24 protein-coding genes are annotated in these 22,222 nt (G+C 56.3%); 12 read left to right on the top strand and 12 right to left on the bottom strand.

Translation table 11 applies throughout. The annotated features are described in order from the left end of the window. Positions 1 to 50: 50 nt before the first annotated feature. On the top strand, positions 51 to 629 hold the full coding sequence (locus ACR0DU_RS06385) for a DUF1285 domain-containing protein (RefSeq protein ID WP_480873121.1): 579 nt from the start codon (positions 51 to 53) through the stop codon (positions 627 to 629). Here ACR0DU_RS06385 and ACR0DU_RS06380 read toward each other — a convergent pair. Then, the gene (locus ACR0DU_RS06380) at positions 587 to 1,645 is read right to left on the bottom strand and encodes a DMT family transporter (protein WP_480873119.1); all 1,059 of its coding nucleotides are present in this window, start codon (positions 1,643 to 1,645) and stop codon (positions 587 to 589) included. The genes ACR0DU_RS06385 and ACR0DU_RS06380 overlap by 43 nt on opposite strands. A gap of 95 nt (positions 1,646 to 1,740) precedes the next feature. Here ACR0DU_RS06380 and ACR0DU_RS06375 point away from each other — a divergent pair, with 95 nt between their 5' ends. After that, the gene (locus ACR0DU_RS06375) at positions 1,741 to 2,496 is read left to right on the top strand and encodes a hydroxypyruvate isomerase family protein (protein WP_480873117.1); all 756 of its coding nucleotides are present in this window, start codon (positions 1,741 to 1,743) and stop codon (positions 2,494 to 2,496) included. 71 nt (positions 2,497 to 2,567) lie between these two features. Beyond that, complete coding sequence (locus ACR0DU_RS06370) at positions 2,568 to 2,798, top strand: DUF2798 domain-containing protein (protein WP_010438389.1); 231 nt, start codon at positions 2,568 to 2,570, stop codon at positions 2,796 to 2,798. 36 nt (positions 2,799 to 2,834) lie between these two features. Here the strand turns inward: ACR0DU_RS06370 and polA are convergent, their stop codons facing one another. The 3 genes from polA to ACR0DU_RS06355 form a co-directional block, all read right to left on the bottom strand. Then, the gene (polA, locus tag ACR0DU_RS06365) at positions 2,835 to 5,636 is read right to left on the bottom strand and encodes a DNA polymerase I (RefSeq protein WP_480873116.1); all 2,802 of its coding nucleotides are present in this window, start codon (positions 5,634 to 5,636) and stop codon (positions 2,835 to 2,837) included. 104 nt (positions 5,637 to 5,740) lie between these two features. Next, positions 5,741 to 6,403, bottom strand: a complete 663-nt coding sequence (locus tag ACR0DU_RS06360; RefSeq protein ID WP_480873114.1) for a YrbL family protein — start codon at positions 6,401 to 6,403, stop codon at positions 5,741 to 5,743. 43 nt (positions 6,404 to 6,446) lie between these two features. Next, a complete protein-coding gene (locus tag ACR0DU_RS06355) occupies positions 6,447 to 6,632 on the bottom strand; it encodes a zinc-finger domain-containing protein (RefSeq protein ID WP_010438384.1) in 186 nt (61 codons plus the stop codon). A gap of 87 nt (positions 6,633 to 6,719) precedes the next feature. On the opposite strand from ACR0DU_RS06355, the gene ACR0DU_RS06350 reads away from it, so the two are divergent. After that, positions 6,720 to 7,712: an ABC transporter ATP-binding protein gene (locus ACR0DU_RS06350; protein WP_170780359.1), complete on the top strand. Its 993-nt coding sequence runs from the start codon at positions 6,720 to 6,722 to the stop codon at positions 7,710 to 7,712. On the opposite strand, the gene ACR0DU_RS06345 is transcribed toward ACR0DU_RS06350, so the two are convergent. Continuing rightward, on the bottom strand, positions 7,709 to 8,176 hold the full coding sequence (locus ACR0DU_RS06345) for a DUF1203 domain-containing protein (RefSeq protein ID WP_480873112.1): 468 nt from the start codon (positions 8,174 to 8,176) through the stop codon (positions 7,709 to 7,711). The two genes, ACR0DU_RS06350 and ACR0DU_RS06345, sit on opposite strands and share 4 nt — an antisense overlap. Before the next feature lie 197 nt (positions 8,177 to 8,373). Here ACR0DU_RS06345 and ACR0DU_RS06340 point away from each other — a divergent pair, with 197 nt between their 5' ends. After that, positions 8,374 to 9,312: a DMT family transporter gene (locus tag ACR0DU_RS06340; protein ID WP_010438376.1), complete on the top strand. Its 939-nt coding sequence runs from the start codon at positions 8,374 to 8,376 to the stop codon at positions 9,310 to 9,312. A gap of 53 nt (positions 9,313 to 9,365) precedes the next feature. On the opposite strand, the gene ACR0DU_RS06335 is transcribed toward ACR0DU_RS06340, so the two are convergent. Further along, positions 9,366 to 10,478, bottom strand: coding sequence for an S-(hydroxymethyl)glutathione dehydrogenase/class III alcohol dehydrogenase (locus tag ACR0DU_RS06335; RefSeq protein ID WP_480873111.1), 1,113 nt, complete (start codon positions 10,476 to 10,478; stop codon positions 9,366 to 9,368). A gap of 128 nt (positions 10,479 to 10,606) precedes the next feature. Here ACR0DU_RS06335 and ACR0DU_RS06330 point away from each other — a divergent pair, with 128 nt between their 5' ends. Further along, entirely contained in the window at positions 10,607 to 10,894 is a 288-nt protein-coding gene (locus ACR0DU_RS06330; protein WP_319545604.1) for an I78 family peptidase inhibitor, read from the top strand. A 2-nt stretch (positions 10,895 to 10,896) separates the two neighbouring features. Here ACR0DU_RS06330 and ACR0DU_RS06325 read toward each other — a convergent pair whose 3' ends face one another. Continuing rightward, the gene (locus ACR0DU_RS06325; protein ID WP_480873109.1) at positions 10,897 to 11,622 is read right to left on the bottom strand and encodes an SDR family NAD(P)-dependent oxidoreductase; all 726 of its coding nucleotides are present in this window, start codon (positions 11,620 to 11,622) and stop codon (positions 10,897 to 10,899) included. Between the two features lie 183 nt (positions 11,623 to 11,805). On the opposite strand from ACR0DU_RS06325, the gene ACR0DU_RS06320 reads away from it, so the two are divergent. The 5 genes from ACR0DU_RS06320 to ACR0DU_RS06300 are packed head-to-tail and all read left to right on the top strand — an operon-like array spanning position 11,806 to position 16,003. Continuing rightward, the gene (locus ACR0DU_RS06320) at positions 11,806 to 13,134 is read left to right on the top strand and encodes an NAD(P)/FAD-dependent oxidoreductase (RefSeq protein ID WP_480873108.1); all 1,329 of its coding nucleotides are present in this window, start codon (positions 11,806 to 11,808) and stop codon (positions 13,132 to 13,134) included. Further along, the gene (locus ACR0DU_RS06315; protein WP_480873106.1) at positions 13,091 to 13,627 is read left to right on the top strand and encodes a hypothetical protein; all 537 of its coding nucleotides are present in this window, start codon (positions 13,091 to 13,093) and stop codon (positions 13,625 to 13,627) included. Before ACR0DU_RS06320 ends, ACR0DU_RS06315 begins: the two co-directional genes overlap by 44 nt. Beyond that, positions 13,627 to 14,850, top strand: coding sequence for an MFS transporter (locus ACR0DU_RS06310; RefSeq protein ID WP_260023447.1), 1,224 nt, complete (start codon positions 13,627 to 13,629; stop codon positions 14,848 to 14,850). Before ACR0DU_RS06315 ends, ACR0DU_RS06310 begins: the two co-directional genes overlap by 1 nt. After that, positions 14,847 to 15,464 (top strand): DUF3833 domain-containing protein, encoded by a 618-nt coding sequence (locus ACR0DU_RS06305; protein WP_170780229.1) that lies wholly within the window; start codon positions 14,847 to 14,849, stop codon positions 15,462 to 15,464. Before ACR0DU_RS06310 ends, ACR0DU_RS06305 begins: the two co-directional genes overlap by 4 nt. After that, on the top strand, positions 15,461 to 16,003 hold the full coding sequence (locus ACR0DU_RS06300) for a DUF3833 domain-containing protein (RefSeq protein ID WP_480873104.1): 543 nt from the start codon (positions 15,461 to 15,463) through the stop codon (positions 16,001 to 16,003). Before ACR0DU_RS06305 ends, ACR0DU_RS06300 begins: the two co-directional genes overlap by 4 nt. Positions 16,004 to 16,039: 36 nt before the next feature. Here the strand turns inward: ACR0DU_RS06300 and ACR0DU_RS06295 are convergent, their stop codons facing one another. From ACR0DU_RS06295 to ACR0DU_RS06285, 3 genes are all read right to left on the bottom strand, one after another. Continuing rightward, the gene (locus ACR0DU_RS06295) at positions 16,040 to 16,828 is read right to left on the bottom strand and encodes an ATP-binding cassette domain-containing protein (RefSeq protein ID WP_170780227.1); all 789 of its coding nucleotides are present in this window, start codon (positions 16,826 to 16,828) and stop codon (positions 16,040 to 16,042) included. 1 nt (position 16,829) lies between these two features. Next, positions 16,830 to 17,954 carry an ABC transporter permease gene (locus tag ACR0DU_RS06290; protein ID WP_010438354.1) on the bottom strand — a complete coding sequence of 375 codons (1,125 nt, stop codon included), beginning with the start codon at positions 17,952 to 17,954 and terminating at the stop codon, positions 16,830 to 16,832. Positions 17,955 to 18,040: 86 nt separating this feature from the next. Then, entirely contained in the window at positions 18,041 to 18,991 is a 951-nt protein-coding gene (locus ACR0DU_RS06285; RefSeq protein WP_029621694.1) for a sugar ABC transporter substrate-binding protein, read from the bottom strand. Positions 18,992 to 19,179: 188 nt separating this feature from the next. Between ACR0DU_RS06285 and ACR0DU_RS06280 the strand changes: the two genes are divergently transcribed. Beyond that, positions 19,180 to 20,178: a LacI family DNA-binding transcriptional regulator gene (locus tag ACR0DU_RS06280; protein ID WP_010438347.1), complete on the top strand. Its 999-nt coding sequence runs from the start codon at positions 19,180 to 19,182 to the stop codon at positions 20,176 to 20,178. Positions 20,179 to 20,180: 2 nt separating this feature from the next. Here ACR0DU_RS06280 and ACR0DU_RS06275 read toward each other — a convergent pair whose 3' ends face one another. Together ACR0DU_RS06275 and ACR0DU_RS06270 are read right to left on the bottom strand one after the other, a co-directional pair. Then, complete coding sequence (locus tag ACR0DU_RS06275; protein WP_480873100.1) at positions 20,181 to 21,314, bottom strand: Gfo/Idh/MocA family protein; 1,134 nt, start codon at positions 21,312 to 21,314, stop codon at positions 20,181 to 20,183. Positions 21,315 to 21,327: 13 nt separating this feature from the next. Next, positions 21,328 to 22,221, bottom strand: coding sequence for a TIM barrel protein (locus ACR0DU_RS06270; RefSeq protein ID WP_170471485.1), 894 nt, complete (start codon positions 22,219 to 22,221; stop codon positions 21,328 to 21,330). Position 22,222 lies beyond the last annotated feature (1 nt).

Here is a 22,222-nt window from a genome sequence, read left to right as displayed (position 1 = left end):
TGGACTGTTATGATTGAAGTGTATCGCGCTGAGAGGAAATGGCAAAAGCAATGAGCGGACAAAAACCCGTGACCCCTTCGCCAGACGGCCTGGCGGCTTCGGTCAAAGCGGCCAAAACACGGGGTTTACCGCCCGTTCACCTATGGAATCCTCCGTTTTGCGGCGATCTGGACATCCGGATCGCAAAAGATGGCTCTTGGAGTTATCTAGGGTCACCCATCACCCGGTTCGAGCTTGTGAAGCTATTTTCCTCAATTCTTAAGAAAGAAGAGGGCAAGTATTTTCTGGTTACCCCGGTCGAAAAGGTGGGAATCACCGTCGAGGATGCGCCGTTCGTCGCCGTCGATTTCGATCAGGATGGTGAGAGCGACGCCCAGCGCCTGACGTTTACCACGCAGGTGGGCGATACAGCCACTGCCGGGCCCAATCACCCAATCCGCATTGTATTTGATGCGGAAACAGATGAGCCGTCACCCTACTTATTGGTTCGCGACAACCTGGAGGCGCGCATCGATCGCAAGAGCTTTTACCGATTGGTTGAGATCGGCAACCATCATGACGGTTGGTTCGGGGTCTGGTCCGAAGGTCAGTTTTTCCCGCTGATCGCCTCTGCTGCACTTGAAGATTGAACCGGTCGCGGCTTTCGGTCTTGTGCCAACACCACCGCCAGCGCCACGATCGCTGCACCCAGCGCACGGGTCCAGTTCCACTCTTCTCCCAACGCCATCATGATCACCATCACGTAAAATGGCGCGATGTTGATATGGAATGAGGCCAGCGCCACTCCCAATTTCCCAACAGATGCGATGAAGAAAAATTGGCTCAGGCCCAGTGAGAACAGTGCATAGAAAACCAACATTCCCATCTGTGCTGCGTCGACCGACCGTGTGGGCATGACTTCAAACCCCAGAAAACCGGCTACCGGCAACAGTACGACCGCGGTCAGCAACCCTCCGACAAGCGTTATTGTGCAACGGCCCAGCTGGCTGAGCTCGGGGAAATCGCGCGCCGTTGCCATGCTGGCCCAACAAAACATCGCGGTCGACACCACTGCGCAAACCGCACCGATCCCCAACTGCGCAGGAGCGACGGCGCTGGTCGCAATCAATCCGCCTATGATCGAAATTCCCATGCCTAGCGCAAACTTCCACCTCAATCGTCGTGTCCCTGCTGCCAGTTCCAACAGCGTCGCGATCAGAGGTGCGCAAGAAGCGATGATAGCAACCGTGACCGGGTCGGTCAGCTTTTGCGCGACCAGGATTAGAAGCATCCCTGTTCCAATCCCCAAACCGCCAACAAAAAAAGCATGCCCCCAGCGGGCGCGCAGAACGCGCGCTGGCCCATCCAACAGTATCCAGATCGGCATCATCACCAGAACCGCAAGTATCATACGCGCCGCAAACAGCGTTATTGGCGGCCAGGTTTGCAGTAAAACTTCGGCGGCTGGAAACCCCGCCGCCCAGGTCAACATTGATGCAACCGCTAACGTGTTCCCGGCAAACGCGGCTTGACTGTTATCGGATACAGCAAGGGTGTTCCCGCGCGCGGGTTCAGGGCTCATTGCCATCGTATTCAGACCTTTTGTTGACGCAGCCCCCTGCACCGAGGCACCGCTTGAACCAAAGGTTTTCTGATTCGAAGCCATTGATCTGGCCGATTTTCGACAAACTGTCGTTTTCCGTCTCTTTTAGCCGCCTAACTTGGTCGATATGCTCAGACACTCAGGAGACCGCGCACCCAATGCCCAAATTTGCCGCCAATCTTTCGCTGTTATTTACAGAGTTGCCCTATCTCGACCGGTTTTCAGCCGCCGCACAGGCCGGGTTTACGGCGGTTGAAATTCTGTTTCCTTACGATCTGGCCGCCAAGGAAACCCGCAGGGCGCTATTGGCAAACGGGCTTGATCTGGTGCTGATCAACGCTCCACCGCCAAACTATGCCGGTGGCGAGCCGGGATATGCGGCCGTTCCCGGTGGCACAGCCCGGTTTCAATCCGACATCCGACGCGTTCTACGCTATGCCAAAGTTCTAAAGCCTCAATATATCCATATAATGGCGGGATACGCCTCGGGAGAAGAAGCACTTGCGTGCTTTGTTGAAAACCTGCGATGGGCCGCAGATTTCGCGCCCGACCAAATGTTCACGATCGAGCCGCTCAATCCCGTTTCACAACCTGACTACTTCCTGAATGACTATGAGCTTGCCGCAGACGTTCTCGATCACGTTGTACGGCCAAATGTTGGCCTGCAATATGACAGCTTTCACGCGCAAATGATCCACGGCGACGCACTTACAATCTGGGACCGCTTCAAGGCTCGGGTTTTCCACGCCCAGATAGGGGCCGCGCCAGATCGTTCGGAACCCGGACGAGGTGAAATAGATTTCGCAGCCCTGTTCCGGGCGATGGATCAATCAGATTATCAGGGTTGGGTCAGCGCCGAATACACGCCCTCAACTCGGCGAACCGAAGACACTTTGATCTGGTTACGTCAGTAGAGCCATGAAGAAGGCTGGATTTTCTTCCTGAAATGTCGCAATTAAAACGTCGACACCCAAGGACAGCACTCATGATCCCCGCCCGATTTGCCAATGCTTTGTTCGCCCTGATCATGTCGGGCCTGATGTCTTGCGTCGTCACGGGAATCGCAACGGTCAAGGCTATTGGCTTCGGTCCGTCGACTTTCGCGGATTGGATGGGTTCATGGGCATTTTGCTGGCCAATCGCCTTCACAGTAATCCTGACGCTGGGACCATCCGTAAAACGACTAATCGCGCGCCTGGTCAGGCCCGAGGCCTGACCCGCTGCAAAGAGGGCCTGATAAGCAGCGCCGCCCTTAGTGCGCTTCGGCCCAGTTTGCACCCTGACCGGCGTCGACAGACAGATTAACGTCCAGTTTGACAGCTGGGTCCGACGCCCCCTCCATCACATCGCGCGCGATTGAGATCGTTTGATCCACGGCATCCTCAGCCACCTCGAACAACAGTTCGTCATGAACCTGCAGCAACATTTTGGCGGGCAATCCGTTGATCGCATCAGGCATCCGCACCATCGCGCGGCGGATCACGTCCGCCGCCGTACCCTGAATTGGAGCGTTGATCGCGGCCCTGCGTGAAAAGCCTGCATGCGGGCCTTTTGCGTTTATTTCTGGCGTATGGATCTTCCGCCCGAACAGAGTCTGCACATAGCCATGCTCTTTGGCGAATGCGACAGTGTCTTCCATATAGGTCCGAATGCCTGGGAAACGTTCGAAATAGCGATCAATGAACCCCTGCGCCTCGGCGCGCGGTATGCGCAGATTACGGGCCAGGCCAAAACCTGAGATGCCATAGATCACGCCAAAGTTGATCGCCTTTGCCTGACGGCGGATATCAGGCGTCATCTCATCCAATGGCACATCGAACATCTCGGATGCGGTCATGGCATGAATATCCAAACCATCCGAAAACGCCTGCTTCAGGGTCGAAATATCCGCAATATGAGCCAATATCCTCAGCTCGATCTGGCTGTAGTCCAAACTGACCATCACATTGCCCGGCTCGGCAATAAACGCCTCACGAATGCGACGCCCTTCTTCCGTCCGTACCGGGATGTTCTGTAGGTTGGGATCAGTTGAGGCCAGACGGCCAGTGTTCGCCCCGGTGATCGAATAAGACGTGTGCACCCGGCCTGTATCCGGGTTGATATGTGTTTGCAGCGCGTCGGTATAGGTTGACTTCAGCTTGGAGAGCTGCCTCCAGTCCAACACCCGACGGGGAAGTTCATGTTCGGTGGCAAGATCCTCCAGGATATCGGCCCCGGTCGAATATTTCCCGGTTTTGCCTTTCTTACCTCCCTCAAGCCCCATCTTGTCGAACAAAATCTCGCCCAGCTGCGCAGGCGAACCAACGTTAAAGCTCTCACCAGCCAATTCGTGAATTTCAGCCTCTAACCCGGCCATTTTCTGCGCAAATGCGTTTGACATCCGGCTGAGAACATCGCGGTCGACCTTGATGCCATGCATCTCCATTTCTTTGAGAACCGGCACCAATGGACGTTCGAGGGTTTCGTAAACCGTGGTCACCTGCACCTGATGCAATTGAGGCTTGAACAGCTTCCACAGGCGCAGCGTGATGTCCGCGTCTTCGGCGGCATAGGCCGTAGCCTCGTCAATCGGAACCTTGTCGAAGGTGATCGCCGACTTGCCGGACCCCAGCAATGGCTTGATCGGGATCGGCGTGTGGCTCAGATAGCGTTCCGACAGCGTATCCATGCCATGCCCATGCTCACCACCGTGCATGGCGTATGACATCAGCATCGTGTCATCGATGGGGGCAACGTCGACGCCGTATCGCTTAAAGATCTTGGCGTCGTATTTCATGTTTTGTCCGATCTTCAGGATCGTTGGATCCTCAAACATCGGTTTCAGCAGGTTTAAAGCCTCATCCATCGGCATCTGTCCATCGGCCAGCGCATCCGAGCCAAACAGATCATCGGTCGCGCTTTCGCGATGGGTCAACGGGATGTAGCAGGCCTCACCGGCCTCTACACATAGCGAGATACCCACCAGATCGGCGATCATTTCATTCAGGCCGGTGGTCTCTGTATCTACCGCGATCCAGCCACGCTCATAGGTCTGATCGATCCATTTCTGCAAAGCAGCAGCATCGCGCACGCATTCGTATTTCGAGGCGTCAAACGGCAGGGCCTCGGCCTCTTCCGCTTCAACAGGCGCTGGGGCATCTGCGATCACCGGGGCTTCGGCCCCCAGCTTGTCGGCGATGCGCTTGGTGAGGGTGCGGAACTCCATCTCAGCGAGAAAACCCAGCAGGGTCTCTGCATCGGGATCTTTCACCTCCAAATCATCCAGCGTGAAATCTAGTGGGGTGTTTTCGTCCAACTGCACCAGCTTCTTCGACAGCTCGATCTGGTCGCGCTTTTCGATCAGGGTCTGACGACGCTTGGGCTGTTTGATCTCTTCAGCGCGATCAAGCAGGGTTTCGAGATCCCCATATTCATTGATCAACAGCGCCGCCGTTTTCACGCCAATGCCCGGGGCACCCGGCACGTTATCCACCGAATCCCCGGCCAAAGCCTGCACATCCACAACTCGTTCGGGTCCGACGCCGAACTTCTCGACGACTCCATCGCGATCAATGCGCTTGTTCTTCATCGCATCCAGCATCTCAACACCGCCGCCCACCAGCTGCATAAGGTCCTTGTCAGAGCTGACAATGGTCACCCGCCCACCGGCCTCACGCGCCTGAACGGCGAGGGTGGCGATGATGTCATCGGCCTCGTACCCCTCAAGCTCTTTGCAGGCGATATTGAAGGCCTTCGTGGCTTCGCGAGTCAGGGGCATCTGCGGGCGCAAATCCTCGGGCATCGACTCACGATTGGCTTTGTAAAGGTCGTACAGATCGTTCCGAAACGTGTGCGAGCCTTTGTCAAAAATCACTGCCACATGAGTCGGCGCATCAGGACCGGAATTTCCTTCGACATATTTCTGCAGCATATTGCAGAATCCCGACACGGCCCCAATCGGCAACCCATCCGATTTCCGCGTCAAAGGCGGCAGCGCATGATAGGCGCGGAAGATAAAAGCTGATCCATCAATGAGATGCAGATGGCAGCCTTTTCCGAATTGGGTGCTAGTCATATGAGGCTCCTGCGCTGGGTTGCGCCAAGTTGTACAGAAGGGCTGAACGAAAGACGAGGCCGCTTGGCCAATTCGTTGCGACCTAATTTGCCCGAAATCTGGCCTTAGCTATTCGAAAAATTGCGCTTATCCGCATTCCACGTCAAACCTGCTTTTTGCGCAATCATCGCAAACTGTTTGTTCAGCGAGCGATCATTTAGATGTCGGGACAAGCTGCGCAGCGGGATGAGGTTCCGCTCCCCATATCCGTCGATCAGAAAACAGGCTGGGCCGGCGCCCCGCGTCCCGAATACGATATTCGAGCGTTTAATGTCGCGCGCGACAATATGAAGGTCGAACATCTGCCCGACAAAGACATTTAGCGCCTCCAACGCCGTGGCGTCCAACCCGCCGCGACTGACTTCACTAAGCTTGGGCGCAAGCCCGCCATCAAGGCCTGCGATGCGCTCCACAACCACGCCCGCCCCGCGCGTGGTCTGAACCACGCCCAACATTCTGGACAGGGGGGAGCGTTCAATATCCACCCCGAGTTTGAGCGACACGCGAAGCTCGCATTCCAGTTCTTTCAGGGTGCTGCGATATTGCGCCTCGGGGAAAAGTCCCCACACCAGTCGCTTGCCAAGCCTGTGCGAAACGCGGTCTTGAGATCGGGTGAAAACCTTGATCAGAAGGTTGGGTTGTCCGGGAAAATCAAAGACACTGCGTACGGTCCCGTTGGCAATTGGCTGGCTCTCGGAAAGGTCAATCGTTTTGGCTGTGAACAGCATCATCTATCCTCGCCAATTACGACCGCCTGCCGTCTGGCCGCCCTTAAGCGTCCTGGCCAGAGATCGCACCGCGCAGCAGGTATTTGCAATCGCAATAAGGGCACTCGACCCAACCAGTGTCTTCAGGAATCTGCAGCCAGACACGCGGATGGCCGAGCGCGCCCTCGCCGCCATCACAGGCGACGCGGGTGGTTTCCACGATTTTGGTTTCCGGCGCTTCGATGGTCACGGCTGGCGATCCTTCTTTGGTTGTCGGCCTCGCGGGCATGTATTAGGTGCGTTTATGAGCGATGAGCAATCCGGGGGCAAGGGCCACATGTCCGATGCGGCAATCACAATCAAATCACTGCGCAAGACCTATCGCGGCAGCAAGGGCCAGCCCGAGAAACAGGCGCTGAAAGGTATCGATCTGACAGTGCCCCGGGGATCAGTGTTCGGCCTGCTTGGCCCTAACGGCGCCGGTAAATCGACTCTTATCAACATTCTGGCGGGGCTGGTGGTCAAAACCTCGGGCAGCGTCTCGATCTGGGGCTTTGATCAGGATCGGAACCCGCGCCAATCCCGCGCCGCCATTGGCGTGATGCCGCAAGAATTGAACCTGGATCCGTTTTTCACACCGCGCGGCGCATTGGAGGTTCAGGCCGGACTGTACGGTATTCCCAAGGCAGACCGGCGCAGCGACCAAATCCTTGACCTCGTAGGGCTTGCCGATAAGGCCGAAGCCTATGCCCGCACGCTGTCGGGAGGCATGCGGCGGCGTCTGCTGCTGGCGAAGGCGTTGGTGCATCATCCGAAGATTCTAGTGTTGGATGAGCCCACCGCTGGCGTGGACATAGAACTGAGACAGATGCTGTGGGCCAATGTGCGCAAGTTGAACGAACAGGGCATGACCATCATCCTGACCACGCATTACTTGGAAGAAGCGCAGGAGATGTGTGATGAGATCGCCATCATCAATCACGGCGAAAAGATCGCGCAGGACAGCACCGCCAATCTGTTGGGCCGCATGGACAGCAGGACAATGGTGATTGTGCCGGATCGCCCTATTCAGGCTCTTCCAACGGCAGAAAACGTGACTGCGGCACAACGTGAGAATGGCGATCTTGTGCTACAGTATCACAGCAATCTGACCACGGCTGAGCAGGTACTGGAGGCAGTACGTCAGGCCGGTATCCGCATTCAGGATGTGCGAACCGAAGAGGCCGATCTTGAGGATGTGTTCCTCGCTCTCACGTCCAGCCGGGCCGACGACCTGCCAGTCGACGACCCGAACCAACCGCGTCGCGGGATGCACCGCGTCAAACTTTAGGCACGATCGATCCGCGCGTGATAGCAGTTGTTCAGCGCTGATCGGACATGGATGTATGCAACGTCGGCACGATCAAATATGTTCGCTACCGCTTCCTGAAACTGCGCTTGAGGCGCAATGATGCCGGTACCATAGACGATACGATCGTCCGATCCATACCCTTTGATCAAGTAGTTCGGCGAGCTGATCAGCGTTTCGGGAACCCCATCTTCATCCTCGTGGCGCGCGCAAGGTTCGGCACATAGAAAGATCGGGCCGGTTTCCGCATAGGGCTGAGTATCCGCAAAGGGCCTATACGCTAGTACTAGCATCTCTTTGCCCTCTGGTATGTATTTCAAGCAATGACGGCAAGGATTTCCCCCACCGTCAGAAATTGCGCGCTCTGGCGGGTTTCCATAACCATCAGGCCTGCCGAAACGGTAGGCTTGAACCTGTTCGGTCGGTAACGCTGAAATCCTGTACATGATGTATCTCCTTGATTTTGAGAGATCATGACCATCGCTTACCGCTGGTTCGACCCGTTTCCTGCGCATTGCAAATTTTGCAATGCAGCTTGCCAAGAGATGTTAGCGGTAATATTAGGGCTACCCGTCGCGGCAAATTGAGTCTAAGCAACCAACAAACACCCCAAACGAATTCTTCCGTGATTGAGGCCTCTGACATGAGCGCTCAGAACTCCACCCTTCGTGGGCTAGCCTTTGCGTTCCTGGGCTTTGCCGTCTTTGCCACCCATGATGTGTTCATCAAAGTGTTGGGCGGTACCTATTCGGTATTGCAGATTATTTTCTTTGCCACTTTGTTTTCGTTCGTTCCGATGGCAGTGACTATTCTGGCTGACAGAACAACTGGCAACTTCTTGCCGCACCACCCTTGGCTGGTGTTGCTGCGATCCGCCTTGATGGTCACTGCGATGTCCTGCGCGTTCTACGCCTTTTCGGTCCTGCCGTTGGCCGAGGTCTATTCGCTGCTGTTTTCCTTCCCTCTGATCGTTACCGTCCTCTCGATCCCAATTCTTGGCGAAGTGGTCCGCGCTCAGAGATGGGCTGCAGTCGGTGTCGGCCTGATCGGTGTCCTGATCGTCCTGCGCCCAGGCGCAACTGATATTACATTGGGCCATCTTGCCGCCCTGTCCGCAGCCTTCTGCAGCGCGTTCGCCTCGGTTCTGGTCCGCAAGATCGGCAATGAAGAGCGGTCGGCTGTTCTGATCCTCTACCCGATGCTGCTCGCCATTGTGGTCATGAGCATCGCCCAACCAGCAGTGTATCAACCACCCTCACTGCTGCATCTGGCGATGATGGCATTGGTCGGCGTGCTCTCAGTGATTGCACAACACCTGATCATCCTCGCCTACCGAGCCGCTCCGGCAGGGGCCGTTGCCCCCAGTCAGTACAGCCAAATCATCTGGGCTACGATTTTCGGCGTAATATTCTTTGGCGAACACCCGGATATCTGGGTCGCGGTCGGCGCAAGCATCATCATCGCTTCTGGTGTTTTTGTGGTTTGGCGTGAAAGCCGGGCGAACACGACTTCGGCCAATACGCCGGTATTGCGCGTGCGATCCCCACGCTCGGACACAGGCGCAACACGACCGGGAGAATGAAAGCGGCGCGCCCGAAAGCGCGCCGCATCTGCTTGTTCGATTGGTTTAAAGCCTTAGTAAACGACGACCGATCGGATGCTCTCACCCTTATGCATCAGGTCAAAGCCGTGGTTGATGTCATCCAGGCCCATGGTGTGTGTGATCATTGGATCAATCTCGATTTTTCCGTCCATGTACCAATCGACGATCTTCGGAACGTCGGTCCGGCCACGCGCGCCGCCAAATGCGGTACCACGCCAAGAACGACCGGTGACCAGTTGGAACGGACGGGTCGAGATTTCGGCACCTGCAGGCGCCACGCCGATGATGATCGATTCACCCCAGCCTTTGTGGGCCGACTCAAGTGCAGCGCGCATCACGCCAACATTACCGGTGGCGTCAAAGGTATAATCCGCGCCGCCCTTGGTTAGGTTAACCAGATAAGGCACCAGATCGCCTTCCACTTCAGACGGATTCACGAAATCAGTCATGCCAAACTTGGTGGCCATTTCCACCTTGGCCGGGTTGAGGTCGACACCGACGATCTGATCAGCTCCGGCAAGACGCAGACCCTGAATGACGTTCAAGCCGATACCGCCCAATCCGAACACGATGGCACGGCTGCCGATTTCCACCTTGGCAGTATTGATCACCGCACCGATACCGGTGGTCACACCGCAGCCGATATAGCAAATCTTGTCGAACGGCGCGTCCTCGCGCACTTTGGCAAGTGCGATTTCAGGCAGAACCGTGTGGTTCGAGAATGTCGAGCAGCCCATGTAGTGCAGGATCGGATCACCATCCAGCGTCGAAAAACGCGAAGTGCCATCGGGCATGAGACCTTGGCCCTGCGTCTCACGGATTGCCTGGCACAGATTGGTCTTTGGGTGCAGGCAGTATTCACACTCACGACATTCAGGAGTGTAAAGCGGAATGACGTGGTCACCCGGCTTTAGGCTGGTCACGCCCGGACCAACCTCGACCACCACACCTGCTCCTTCGTGGCCCAGAATGGCGGGAAACAGGCCCTCAGGATCCGCCCCAGACAGGGTGAATTCATCGGTGTGACAGATGCCTGTCGCCTTGATCTCGACCAGAACCTCACCCGTTTTGGGGCCTTCAAGGTTCACGTCCATCACTTCCAAAGGTTGGCCTGCCTGAACGGCAACGGCTGCACGGGTTCGCATGGTGCATATCTCCCTGTCATTTTGCCCGACCCTGCGTCAATTGCAGGGTTTTTTCAACTGCACTTTCGTGACAGGTTGGCTAAATCTTTGATATTTCAGAAACGACACCACCAGAAAGTCCTGCGCCAATGTACCGTTTTTTTCCGATCCTGATCCTATTAGCCGCATGTACCGAAGGCTCTGTCCCGCAAAATGATACGCTTGCAGCGGAAGATGTGGCTGTCGATTTGGCCTTCTGTAAGGGTGAACCTTTTGCTGATGCAATCGGCCAGCCGGTCTCAACCATACAGGCGCAACTTCCCGATCGGTCACGCGTCCTGGGCCCGGATGATATCGCCACTCAGGATTATCGCATCGATCGGCTAAACGTCTATGTGAATGGCTCAGGCACCATTCAAAGACTTACCTGCGGATGAAATCACTTGCCCCGATAGACCAGAATGTCAGGCACGTAGTCGATCAGGCGAATAATCCAAGAAAATGGGGCCGGAAAATCGGTACGGAATCGGCGGTGAGACATCGCCCGGACGACCCGATCAGCAGCATCTTCGGGCGTCATTAGCATGGGCATGTTGAAACTGTTCTTGTTGGTCAGACGGGTTTTGATGAATCCCGGATTGACGATCCGGACAGTGACGCCTGTACCTGCCAAATCATGGCGCATCGTCTCGGCCAGCGAGATCAGGGCAGCTTTGCTGGAGCCGTAAGAGATCGCATTGGGAAGCCCATGATACCCGGCTAGCGATCCGATCAGGGTGATGTCTCCATTTCCCTTCTGAATTAAGTCAGGCACCGTTTCGCCCAGAACACGCAATGCGCCGAAATAATTAACGTCACTGATCGCCAAGGCGGCTTCGGTGTTCCAATCGGCGGTATTGATCGGATCATAGGTGCCCGCATTGTAGACAAGCCCATCAAATGCGCCGACCTCAACCACAGCACGGCAGACAGCATCAAGATCGGTCACATCAAATGGGACAGCACTTGTATTGGGCAACTTCTCACAAATCTCGGCCAGTCGTGATACATTGCGCGCGGACAAGATAAGGTGCGCCCCTTGACGGCTAAGCGCCTCGGCCAGCGCTTTGCCTAGCCCTTCGCTGGCACCGATGATCCAATAGGTCTTTCCGTCAAATTTGCTCATTTAAGGGCCTTTTTCGCACCGCTAAGTTCAATACGGCGCGATGATTACTTTGGATCACGCGTAATGTTCTGAGCATAGGGCAGTCATCATTACGTAGTGCGATGGAAAAAAACTTCTACTCCGGTTGATCCAGTGCACCATTCCCTGCGTATCCTATTGTAAAAGCCGAATAACGAGGATGGAATGTTCGACGAAACCCGGTGCGTACGCAAGAAAATAGCAGTTATTGGTGCAGGCATTTCAGGTCTCTCCGCAGCCTATTACCTTTCTGAAAATCACGATGTCACCGTGTTCGAGGCTGAACCTCGACTTGGTGGCCATGCCCGTACGGTAATGGCCGGTAAGAATGGTGATCAGCCGGTCGATACCGGTTTTATCGTCTTTAACTACGTCACCTACCCTTTTCTGACGCGATTATTCGATGAATTGAACGTGCCCGTCACAAAAAGCGAAATGAGCTTTGGCGCCACCATCGACAATGGCCGCATCGAATACGGGCTGAACAACCTGCGCACACTGACGGCGCAGAAACGCAATCTTGCGCGTCCAGCCTATTACAAGATGATCGCCGACATCCTGCGCTTTGGAAAAGAAGCTCCCGAAGCCGCGCAGGACGATGACACCACTATCGGAGAGCTGGTGGATCAGTTGCGCCTCGGCCACTGGTTCCGGCACAATTACCTGATGCCGATGTGCGGCGCGATCTGGTCAACACCGGTTGAGTTTGTCGATCAATTCCCCGCCCGCTCTTTGGTCCAGTTCTTCCGCAACCATGCTCTGCTGGCTTCCGGCCGCGCCAATCAGCATCAGTGGTACACCGTGAAAGGCGGCAGCATCGAATATGTCCGTCGGATCGAGGCAGCTTTGCGCAAGCGAGGCAGCGATATTCGTCTAGCTTCACCCGTACAAGGGATTGAACGGCATGATCTGGGCGTCACCGTACATGCAGGCGGCGAGACTGATTTGTTTGATGAGATCATTATGGCCACCCATTCAGACCAGTCCCTCGCCATTTTAGGTGATGCGGCGACAAAGGCGGAAAAACATGCTCTCGGTGCGATCAAGTATCAGCCGAACAAAGCCATTCTTCACTGTGATCCCCGCCAGATGCCACGGCGGCGTGCCTGCTGGTCCAGTTGGACCTACCGGTCGCAAAAAGGCAATGTTGGGGTCACATATTGGATGAACCGGCTACAGAACATCCCCGACAGTGATCCGCTGTTCGTGACCCTGAACGCCGCATCAGACATTCCTGCCGACAAAATCTATGACGAGGTCGAATTCGCCCACCCGGTATTCGACAAAGCCGCCTTGCGCGCTCAAGGGCAGATTCGTCAGATTCAGGGACAGAACCGAACCTGGTTTGCTGGTGCCTATAACCGGCATGGCTTTCACGAAGACGGGATCGCCAGTGCGATGCACGTGGTTGAGCGCATAACTGGCACCCCGCAGATAATCGGAGCTGACAATGGTATTTCTGAAAAAGAACTCGCCGTTCCTGCCTCGGCCTAATCTAACTGCGACGTTGGTGTCGCTGATGCTGCTAGCCCCCGGAGGATTGGCAGCGTCACCCGTTTTTGGTGCCCTAAACGATGCTGAGTTACGCGGCTCAGCGACGTTCCGCTATTTGGGTTTCCCGATATACGATGCACAGCTGTTCACCCCAGGCGGCAGCCCTCTGAACTGGAGCCAGGAATTCGGGCTTGAACTGCGCTATCGCCGAAACCTGTCCAAAAAGGCTCTGGTGAACTCCACATTGGACGAGATGAAGCGGATCGGACGTGCCGCCCCCGTGCGCAGCCAACTTGAGGTCTGTTTCGACGCCGTCAGCAAAGGCGACCGCTATCTTGCAATTTCGCAAGGGCCAAACAAGGTTGGGTTCTGGCTGAACGGGCGCAAAGTTTGCACCATGTCCTATCCGGGCATCAAACGCAGCTTCATGTCGATCTTTTTGGGCGATAACACCCGGTCGGCATCATTCACCCGGACATTGCGAGGCAACTGATGCTGTATCCCCGGGTCAGTCTCTATGCGTTGATGTTGGCTGCGGCGGGTATCCCGCTATACATCCATTTGCCTCGGTTTGCGGCCGTGAACCTTGGTATCGGGCTAGGAGTGATCGGCACTGTTCTGCTGGTCATCCGGCTAGTTGATCTGGTGCAGGATCCACTAATCGGCTGGGCGATTGATCACTGGCCAAGCAGGCAGATCCTGTTCGCCACCGCCGCAGCGCTGGGCCTGGCGGTCGGATTTCCGTTGCTTTTCGGACTGCCGGAAGGGGCCAGTATCCCCGTATTAGTATCTATTTTGATCCTTTTGTTTTCAGCCTACAGCCTCGGAACCATCCTGCTCTACGGACGCAGCGCGACGCTTGCAAAACAGGCCAACCCGAAAGAGTTAATGACGCTGGCTGCCTTCCGAGAGGGTGGGCAACTGACCGGCGTGATAATCGCCGCCGCTGCACCCGCCCTGTTCGTAGCCGTTGGTGCTGGTGCACAAGGATATCCGGCCTTTGGTCTGTTCCTGGGAATTCTGGCGGTCGTGACATTGGCCGTGACATTGCCAATGTGGCGTCGCACGCCAATCACTGGGCACGGGCTGTCTTTCGCGGACCTTGGGCGGTCCGGTGCTTCGCGTCTACTCGCTCTTGCGTTGGTGAATAGCCTGCCCGTCGCGATCACCTCAACCCTGTTCCTGTTCTTTGTCGAAGACCGGCTGCAACTGCCTGGCAAAGCGGGGCCTTTGCTGATCTTGTTCTTCCTCAGCGCGGGGCTCAGCGTGCCGTTCTGGGCAAAGCTCAGCAACAGGATTGGCCCGAAACAGACTCTGATGATTGCCATGCCGCTGGCCATTGTTGGTTTTGTCGGGGCCGCGCTTCTGGCCCCTGGCAATCTGGCCGGATTCGCGATCATCTGCCTTGCATCCGGGGCCGCTTTGGGCGCGGATATGGTGGTTCTGCCCGCCATGTTCTCGGTCGTTTTAACCCGGGCCGGGTTGAACGCCTCTGCTGCATTCGGCATCTGGTCCTTCGCAGGCAAGCTTGGGCTCGCTCTGGCTGCCTTTTTCACTCTGCCGCTGCTTGAACGCAGCGGCTTCACCCCCGGACAGGCAAATTCGGCTGAGGCTTTGAACACACTCACCCTCGCCTATGCTGTCCTGCCCTGCATTCTTAAACTTGGAGCGTTTGGCTTGGTCCTGACGCTCCCGACAGAGGTCTCTGCCAAATGAAAACGCTCCTGTTCTGTCTTCTCGCCATATTTGCGGTGTTCGCTGTGAAGAACCGTTTCCTCAGCTTCCGGTCGCAATCACCGTCCGACTACAGCGGGACCGGGCCTGAGTTTTCGCTGAAGAAGAACCTGAAAGGAGAGATCCTGTCGGAAGGGCTGATCTATGGCCCAAACGGCAAGATGTCGAACAGTTTTGTCGCGCGAATGGTCGGCGAATGGGAGGGCAACACCGGCACGTTGTCCGAGTATTTCACCTATTCCAATGGCAAACATATGACCCGCAAATGGCATCTGACGCTGGGCACCGGAAACACCTTCACCGCAACGGCCGATGATATTGTGGGCGAGGGTAAAGGGGTGATCTCGGGCGCAACCGTCAAGCTGACCTATCGCATCATCCTGCCCGACGATGCGGGCGGGCACACGCTGGATGTGACGGACTGGATGTACCTCACCGAAAATGGGGTGATCATGAATCGTTCCGAGATGCGCAAGTTCGGGGTCAAGGTTGCCGAGTTGGTCGCCACGATGCGCCCGGCTCCCGAGGTCAAGTCGACCCATCTGCATGGTGCAAATGGGCATGATTCAGACTCTGATCTGCGAGTTTTGCAGTGATCTCCCGCCGCACGCTTGTTGCGGTCGTCGCCCTCGCGGGGCTGGCAACGCTTGCCGCCTGCTCAGGTAAACCCCGCGTCCCTAACACGTTCCTGTCAGACCGTCAGTTGAACCTTGAGGAATTCTTTGAAGGTAAGACCGTCGCCTACGGCCAGTTTCAGGATTTGCTTGGCAACGTCCCTCGTCGCTTCACGGTCGATATCGACGGCAAGTGGGACGGTGAGACCCTGACGCTTGTTGAGGATTTCGTCTACGACGATGGCGCCACCGAGCAACGGATTTGGACTCTGACCAAAACCGGCGAAGACACTTGGACCGGCACCGCGCCCGGTGTGCTGGGCACTGCCAACGGAGTTGAGCGAGGCGATACGTTTAACTGGAAATACAAAATCGATCTGCCGGTTAAAGACGGCACCATGCGGGTCAATTTCGATGACTGGATGTGGCTCTTGTCCGATGACCGGCTACTGAACCGAGCCTATGTCTCACGATATGGCGTGAGGTTGGGTGAGGTCATTTTGTTCTTTGAGAAAAAGTAGCCACCCCGCCAGCACAGCCAGCGGGGTGTAATAAGCTCAAACAGTTCCGCCCAAGCTGCCTTCCAGCTCGACCATTTCCTGACCACCGGCCATCAGGTCCTGCAGCTCTTCCGGGGTGATCTGGCCACGCTGCGCCGTACCTAGCGTCTGGCCACGGTTTAGAACCGTGAATCGGTCACCCACTGCCAATGCATGACGAACGTTATGGGTGATGAAGACAACGGCAATGCCCTGCTTGCGCACTTTGTCGATCGTCGCCAGCACGTTGGCCGTTTGGCGCACACCAAGGGCCGAAGTCGGTTCGTCCAAGATCAACACCTTAGCCCCGAAATGCACAGCACGCGCAATGGCAACAGTTTGGCGTTCACCACCCGATAACGTGCCAACCGCTTGATCGGGTCCACGCAGGTTGATGCCCATCTTCTTCATTTCTTCCATCGTGACCTTGTTGGCATAGTCATGATCGAAAAGCTGGATAGGACCGACCTTCTTGACCGGCTCGTTGCCCATGAAGAAGTTGCGAGAAACCGACATCAGAGGGATCATCGCCAGATGCTGGTGCACTGTCGCGATCCCGGCTTCGATTGCATCGCGCGGGTCCGCGAAATGCATTGGTTTGCCTTCGAACAGAATCTCGCCATGCGTGGGCTGGTGTACCCCGGACATAGTCTTGATGAAGGTCGACTTACCCGCGCCGTTATCGCCAAGAAGACAATGACATTCACCGGGGAACACATCCACCGAGACACCTGCCAGTGCGATCACGCTGCCGAAGTGCTTTTCGATGTTCTTCATCTGGATGATGGGTGCATGTTCGGGATTCATATCAACGCTCCCCTGTGATGATGCGGCGAATATAGGTGTTAAGGATCACGGCCCCCAGAAGGATCACACCCAGGAACACCCGGAACAGTGAGCTTTCGACCCCGGCAAAGAACAAGCCCTGCTGCACGACCCCAAAGATCAACGCGCCAAGCGCAGCACCCAGAACCGAGCCGTAGCCTCCGGTCAGAAGCGCGCCACCGATGACAACGGCAATGATCGCTTCGAACTCTTTCAGCAGACCCCGATCGGCACCTGCGGATCCAAACTCCATCACCTGACAGACGGCGAAGATCGTGGCGCAGAAGGCGGTAAACATGAACATCAGAATTTTGACCCGGTTCACGGGAACACCCGAGTTACGGGCCGCCTCAGCATCACCACCCGACGCAAAAATCCAGTTTCCGAATTTGGTCTTGGTCAGCAACACATGGCCAAAGATGATCAACACGATCGCCCAGACAATCAGCATCGGAACCCCATCCACGACGGGCTGACCTTGACGCGTGCCGCGTTCGAACACGGCGATGATCCCGGCGTCCCCCATCCACTGAAAGAAACCTTGCAGGATTTTGCCGCCAAAGATTGGCGCCAGCCAATCACCCTCGGCCGCGTCCTTTACACCACCAATGATGGTTTTGCGTTCGATCACCTGCGGCAGGAAGATTGTGAAACCACGCAGGATAAACAAGAAGGCCAGGGTGACAATGAAGCTGGGAAGCCCAGTACGGATCACGATCCAACCATTCAGCGCCCCAATTGCCAATGCCATGGCGAAGGTAACGATGATGGCCATCCAGACCGGCCAGGCCAGTGTGACCGAAAAGATTGCGATCATCATCCCTGAAAAGCCGATCATCGAACCGACTGACAGGTCAAACTCACCGGCGATCATCAGAAGACAAGCACCCACGGCAATGATCATGAACTGCGCTGATACAACCGACCAGTTCATCATGCCCTGTGCGTTAAACATCCCGCTGTCGAAAGCAAAGAGCAGGAAAAAGGTGAACACAGCGACCGTGCCGACCATTCCGCCAAGTTCCGGCCGGATCAGCGCCTTGCGCAGCGGAGAAATCTCTTTGATCCGTTCGTCGGTTACAGCCGTATTTTGAGCAGACTCGCTCATAAGAACGCCCCTCCGAGTTATGCAGTGATTTTGCGTCTGAAAGTCAAAACGGGCACCCCATGCTCAGGGTGCCCGCGTTTAAAGAATTAGCGGTACTCGCCAGCGAATTCTTCGATTTTGCTCAGACCGTCTGCAGTTACGAAACCGGGGCCCGAGTTGATGTTGTTGCCTGGCAGAACGCCGTAGCGGTGGTAGTTTGCCATAACAACAACCGGCAGATATGCCTGTAGGAAGGGTTGCTGGTCGATACCCCACTGGATCACGCCGGACTTGATGCCTTTGACGATTTCACCACCCAAATCGAAGGTGCCGAAATAGATGTCACCAGCCATGCCGTTTTCTTCCAGGGCCAGGATAGTCGGATCAGCCGAGGTCGGGCCAAGCGTCAGCACGGCGTCCGTATCCGGATTCGCCGACAGATAGGCCAGCACGCGGTTCTTGATTTCGGCAGGGTCCTGACCGGCGTCAATCATCTGATCGCCCAGTTCGATCCCCAGACCGTCTGCAAAACCCTGGCAGCGTTCCTGGCTGGAGGGTTGCACGATATAGTGGTTCACGCACAGGAACGAGCCGATTCCGTCGCCTTTGGCCCGCTGGCCTGCGGCGAATCCGGCGTCATATTCGGGCTGACCAACATACATCAGAGCGCCAACTTCGCGGGCTTGATCCGGGGTGCCGGTATTCATGATGATCACGTCTACACCCGAATCCACGGCCGATTTGATTGGACCGCTCAACACGTCATAGTCTGCCAGCGTGGTAATGATCCCATTCGGTCCCGAGGCCGCGGCCTGATCGATGATCCGCGCCATATCGGCAAGGTCGCCGGTAGGTGGGTTGCGATATTCAACCTCAACACCCATCTGGTCGCCCGCAAGCGCGATACCATTCTTGATGGTATTCCACCAGCTGTCGCTGTCAGGGGCGTGGCTAACCAGAATGTATTTCTCACCCTCAGCCGCAGCGCTCGTGGCTGCGATCAAAGGCGTCGCTGCGACGACAGCGGCCAGTGCCAGCTTCTTCGTCAGTGAAGTCATAATGTCCTCCCAAAACATATCGTTTTCCCGGAATGAGGTTTTTTCTCCGAACCTCTCCGACTCGATTTAGAACATATCTGATATCTTTTTGCAACCGGTTGCAAAACATATTGGAAGTGTTTCATACTGTATCTGCCAGAGAATACGGGTAAAAGGGCTGCTAAAAACTTAGAAAGGTCAGGCGGAATATGGCTGTCACATTGAAAGAGGTTGCAGAACGCGCGGGGGTTTCCCGGTCCGCTGTGTCGCGCACTTTCACCGATGGAGCCTCGGTTTCCGACAAAATGCGTCGCAAGGTTGAGAAGGCCGCGCGTGAGCTGGGATACAGCCCAAACGCCCTGGCATCCTCGCTGACAACCGGACGTACAAAACTGATCGGACTGGTCTCGAACAACTTTCACAACCCTATTTTTCTTGAAGTCTTCGACCTTTTTACCCGCGGTCTACAGGACCGCGGCCTGCGTCCGTTGCTGGTGAACCTAACCGATGAGGTAGATCCGGCAAACTCGGTTCGTATGCTACGGCAGTATTCGGTTGATGGCGTGGTGGTGGCATCCTCGACGTTGCCACCTGGTTTTGCCAAAGCGTTTCGCGATGCAGGTGTACCGGTGGTTCACAGTTTCGGCAGGTCCTCTTCGTCACCCCAGGTTCATGTTGTGGGCATCGACAACGTGGAATGCGGGCGCATGGCGGCGCGCGAACTTGTTGCACGCGGATATGGAAAGGTGGCCTTCCTTGGCGGACCCGAAGCCGCAACTTCTACACAAGATCGCCATGCGGGCTTCATGTCAGAAATGGCGCTGCACCCTCAGATCACTGTGACCTGCTCATTTGCCGAGGCCTACTCATTCGACGCAGGTCGTCAGGAAATGCTGAGCCTTTTGAAGTCTGAACGGGCTGATGCCTATTTCTGCGGTGATGACGTATTGTCCATCGGAGTGTTGTCCGCGATTTTGGATAGTGGCCTAAACGTGCCCGAGGATATTGGCATCATTGGCCTGAACGACATGGAAATGGCGCGGTGGGAGAATATCGACCTCACCACGATCCATCAGCCAATCCGCCAGATCGTCAGTTCCTCGATCGAGTTGATGGTTGCGACCCTGAACGAGCCTGACCGATACCCTGAAGCGCGCATCTTTCCCTGCTCGGTGGTGGAACGGGGCACGTTACGCCCCGTCCCTTAAAGTTATCGGAACATCGGTGGGCGCGCATCCATCCACACGCTGCCCTGTTTTGCCGACTCGACCGCAGTATGCACCGCTGCCATCGACCGCACGCCGTCTGCAGCATTCGGCAGACCGTCACGGGTTTCTCCGGATATGGCATCCGCCAGATCGCAATAGATATTCGCAACAGCCAAAGGGAACCCTTCGGGATGCGCAATCGCCACGCGGCTTAGGCGCTGAGCCTCTTCGTGCAAGCCGCCCTCACCTTTTTCGATGATCTGCATGCGACCGCCAACAGGCGTATAGATCAACTGGTTTGGCTGCTCGGACGCCCAGCGCAAGCCGCCTGATTCCCCAAACACCTGAATGTCGAACCCGTGCTGCCGACCGATGGCGACAGACGAAGTCCACAACCTTCCAACTGCGCCTTTCTGTGTCCGGAAGTTGACCATGGCGTCATCTTCCAGCTCGCGGCTACCGATGGTTGAAGCGAAATCCGCGGATAGGGTTTCGACCTCGTCATCTGCTATGAACCCAGCCATATGCATGGCATGGATTCCACAATCAGCGAACTGTCCGGACACGCCCGCCATCGCCGGATCATAGCGCCAGCGGACGCGCGGATTGTCGGCATCAGTGGCATCCCCATGATGGCCATGGCTGAAATTGGTGACGACAAGACGGACCTTGCCGATCTCACCGGCGCGCACCATCGCACGGGCCTGACGCACCATCGGATAGGCCGAATAGCAATAGTTTACCGCGCAAATCTTGCCGGATTTCTCGGCAACTTTGACGATCTCTTCGCCCTCCTCCACGGTCATGGTCATGGGTTTTTCGCAAAGCACATTGAACCCGGCCTCAAGGAATGCCTTGGTGATCTCAAAATGCGTGGCATTGGGCGTGGCCACGGTGACCAGATCGATCCGGTCTTCGCGTCCGCGCTCACCTGCCAACATCTCGGTCCAATCGCCATAGGCACGATCTGCCGCGATGCCCAGCCTTTGCGCGTATTCGCGACCAACATCAGGCCGGTGATCCAGCGCCCCAGCAGCGAATTCGAAATGCCCGTCCGCCAGCGCGCCCAAGCGGTGCGCCGGTCCGATCTGGCTGCCTTCGCCGCCGCCAATCATGCCCCATTTCAGCTTGGTCATGGTCTTGGCCTCCTCAATTGAAACCAATGGATTCGAGGTATTCGCGGTTCTTCCGCGCGTCGCCGACTGGATCAGGATCGAGTGTAGGATCGCAGTCCTGTTCGACCGTACACCACCCGGTGAAGCCTGCATCCAGCAGCACCTGACGGACCGACGGGAAGTCTACGTCGCCTTCACCCAGATTGCAGAAAATCCCCTGCCCGCAGGCATCGTAGAAGCCCGTCCGGTTGGCAATGACATCCGCCTTCACGGTTGGCGAAATATCCTTGAAGTGCATATACGAGATCCGATCAACGTAGCGCTGCATGAAACCAACCGGATCAAACCCGGCATAAGAATGATGCCCGGTGTCGAAGCAGATTTTCAGAAGGTTTTCATCGACTTCATCCAGCAATCGAATGAGTTCCGGCTCAAAGTCCATGAAACCTGCCGCATGGGCGTGCATGCCCACCGTCAGCCCGTATTCTTCCGCGCCAATGCGTGCGCTTTCGGCGATCCGGTCGCGATATGCCGTCCACTCGGCCTTATCCATCTGCTCGGCTTCATCGGCGCGACCTGCGGTTGGTGCGCGACGGGGTGAGATCGCATCGATCAACACCAGATGCTGCGCCCCATGCGCCTTCAACGCGCGGGCGGTACGATGAGTGGCATCCAGCACATCCTCCCACGCGTTGGGGTCATGATAGTTGCGGAACACCACGCCCCCGATCAATTCCAGATCATGCTCGGCAAGCGCATCGGCCAGAACTGCTGGGTCTTCAGGCATAAAGCCCACTGGGCCCAGTTCGATGCCCTTGTACCCAGCCTCGGCACAGTCGCTGAGAACGGTTTTCCAATGCGGATTGCGCGGGTCCTGCGCGAATTCCACGCCCCAGGAACAGGGCGCATTACCAATTCTGATGCTCATC

It is taken from the genome of Ruegeria sp. G2 (assembly GCF_056533505.1).
This window is presented reverse-complemented; position numbering and strand designations above follow the sequence as displayed.

What these genes read in the sequence shown, in the direction of transcription:
- ACR0DU_RS06385 (WP_480873121.1), top strand. Translation starts at nt 51, where the DNA reads ATGAGCGGACAAAAACCCGTGACCCCTTCGCCAGACGGCCTGGCGGCT.
- ACR0DU_RS06380 (WP_480873119.1), bottom strand. Translation starts at nt 1,645, where the DNA reads ATGGCTTCGAATCAGAAAACCTTTGGTTCAAGCGGTGCCTCGGTGCAG.
- ACR0DU_RS06375 (WP_480873117.1), top strand. Translation starts at nt 1,741, where the DNA reads ATGCCCAAATTTGCCGCCAATCTTTCGCTGTTATTTACAGAGTTGCCC.
- ACR0DU_RS06370 (WP_010438389.1), top strand. Translation starts at nt 2,568, where the DNA reads ATGATCCCCGCCCGATTTGCCAATGCTTTGTTCGCCCTGATCATGTCG.
- polA (WP_480873116.1), bottom strand. Translation starts at nt 5,636, where the DNA reads ATGACTAGCACCCAATTCGGAAAAGGCTGCCATCTGCATCTCATTGAT.
- ACR0DU_RS06360 (WP_480873114.1), bottom strand. Translation starts at nt 6,403, where the DNA reads ATGCTGTTCACAGCCAAAACGATTGACCTTTCCGAGAGCCAGCCAATT.
- ACR0DU_RS06350 (WP_170780359.1), top strand. Translation starts at nt 6,720, where the DNA reads ATGTCCGATGCGGCAATCACAATCAAATCACTGCGCAAGACCTATCGC.
- ACR0DU_RS06345 (WP_480873112.1), bottom strand. Translation starts at nt 8,176, where the DNA reads ATGTACAGGATTTCAGCGTTACCGACCGAACAGGTTCAAGCCTACCGT.
- ACR0DU_RS06340 (WP_010438376.1), top strand. Translation starts at nt 8,374, where the DNA reads ATGAGCGCTCAGAACTCCACCCTTCGTGGGCTAGCCTTTGCGTTCCTG.
- ACR0DU_RS06335 (WP_480873111.1), bottom strand. Translation starts at nt 10,478, where the DNA reads ATGCGAACCCGTGCAGCCGTTGCCGTTCAGGCAGGCCAACCTTTGGAA.
- ACR0DU_RS06330 (WP_319545604.1), top strand. Translation starts at nt 10,607, where the DNA reads ATGTACCGTTTTTTTCCGATCCTGATCCTATTAGCCGCATGTACCGAA.
- ACR0DU_RS06325 (WP_480873109.1), bottom strand. Translation starts at nt 11,622, where the DNA reads ATGAGCAAATTTGACGGAAAGACCTATTGGATCATCGGTGCCAGCGAA.
- ACR0DU_RS06320 (WP_480873108.1), top strand. Translation starts at nt 11,806, where the DNA reads ATGTTCGACGAAACCCGGTGCGTACGCAAGAAAATAGCAGTTATTGGT.
- ACR0DU_RS06315 (WP_480873106.1), top strand. Translation starts at nt 13,091, where the DNA reads ATGGTATTTCTGAAAAAGAACTCGCCGTTCCTGCCTCGGCCTAATCTA.
- ACR0DU_RS06310 (WP_260023447.1), top strand. Translation starts at nt 13,627, where the DNA reads ATGCTGTATCCCCGGGTCAGTCTCTATGCGTTGATGTTGGCTGCGGCG.
- ACR0DU_RS06305 (WP_170780229.1), top strand. Translation starts at nt 14,847, where the DNA reads ATGAAAACGCTCCTGTTCTGTCTTCTCGCCATATTTGCGGTGTTCGCT.
- ACR0DU_RS06295 (WP_170780227.1), bottom strand. Translation starts at nt 16,828, where the DNA reads ATGAATCCCGAACATGCACCCATCATCCAGATGAAGAACATCGAAAAG.
- ACR0DU_RS06290 (WP_010438354.1), bottom strand. Translation starts at nt 17,954, where the DNA reads ATGAGCGAGTCTGCTCAAAATACGGCTGTAACCGACGAACGGATCAAA.
- ACR0DU_RS06285 (WP_029621694.1), bottom strand. Translation starts at nt 18,991, where the DNA reads ATGACTTCACTGACGAAGAAGCTGGCACTGGCCGCTGTCGTCGCAGCG.
- ACR0DU_RS06280 (WP_010438347.1), top strand. Translation starts at nt 19,180, where the DNA reads ATGGCTGTCACATTGAAAGAGGTTGCAGAACGCGCGGGGGTTTCCCGG.
- ACR0DU_RS06275 (WP_480873100.1), bottom strand. Translation starts at nt 21,314, where the DNA reads ATGACCAAGCTGAAATGGGGCATGATTGGCGGCGGCGAAGGCAGCCAG.
- ACR0DU_RS06270 (WP_170471485.1), bottom strand. Translation starts at nt 22,221, where the DNA reads ATGAGCATCAGAATTGGTAATGCGCCCTGTTCCTGGGGCGTGGAATTC.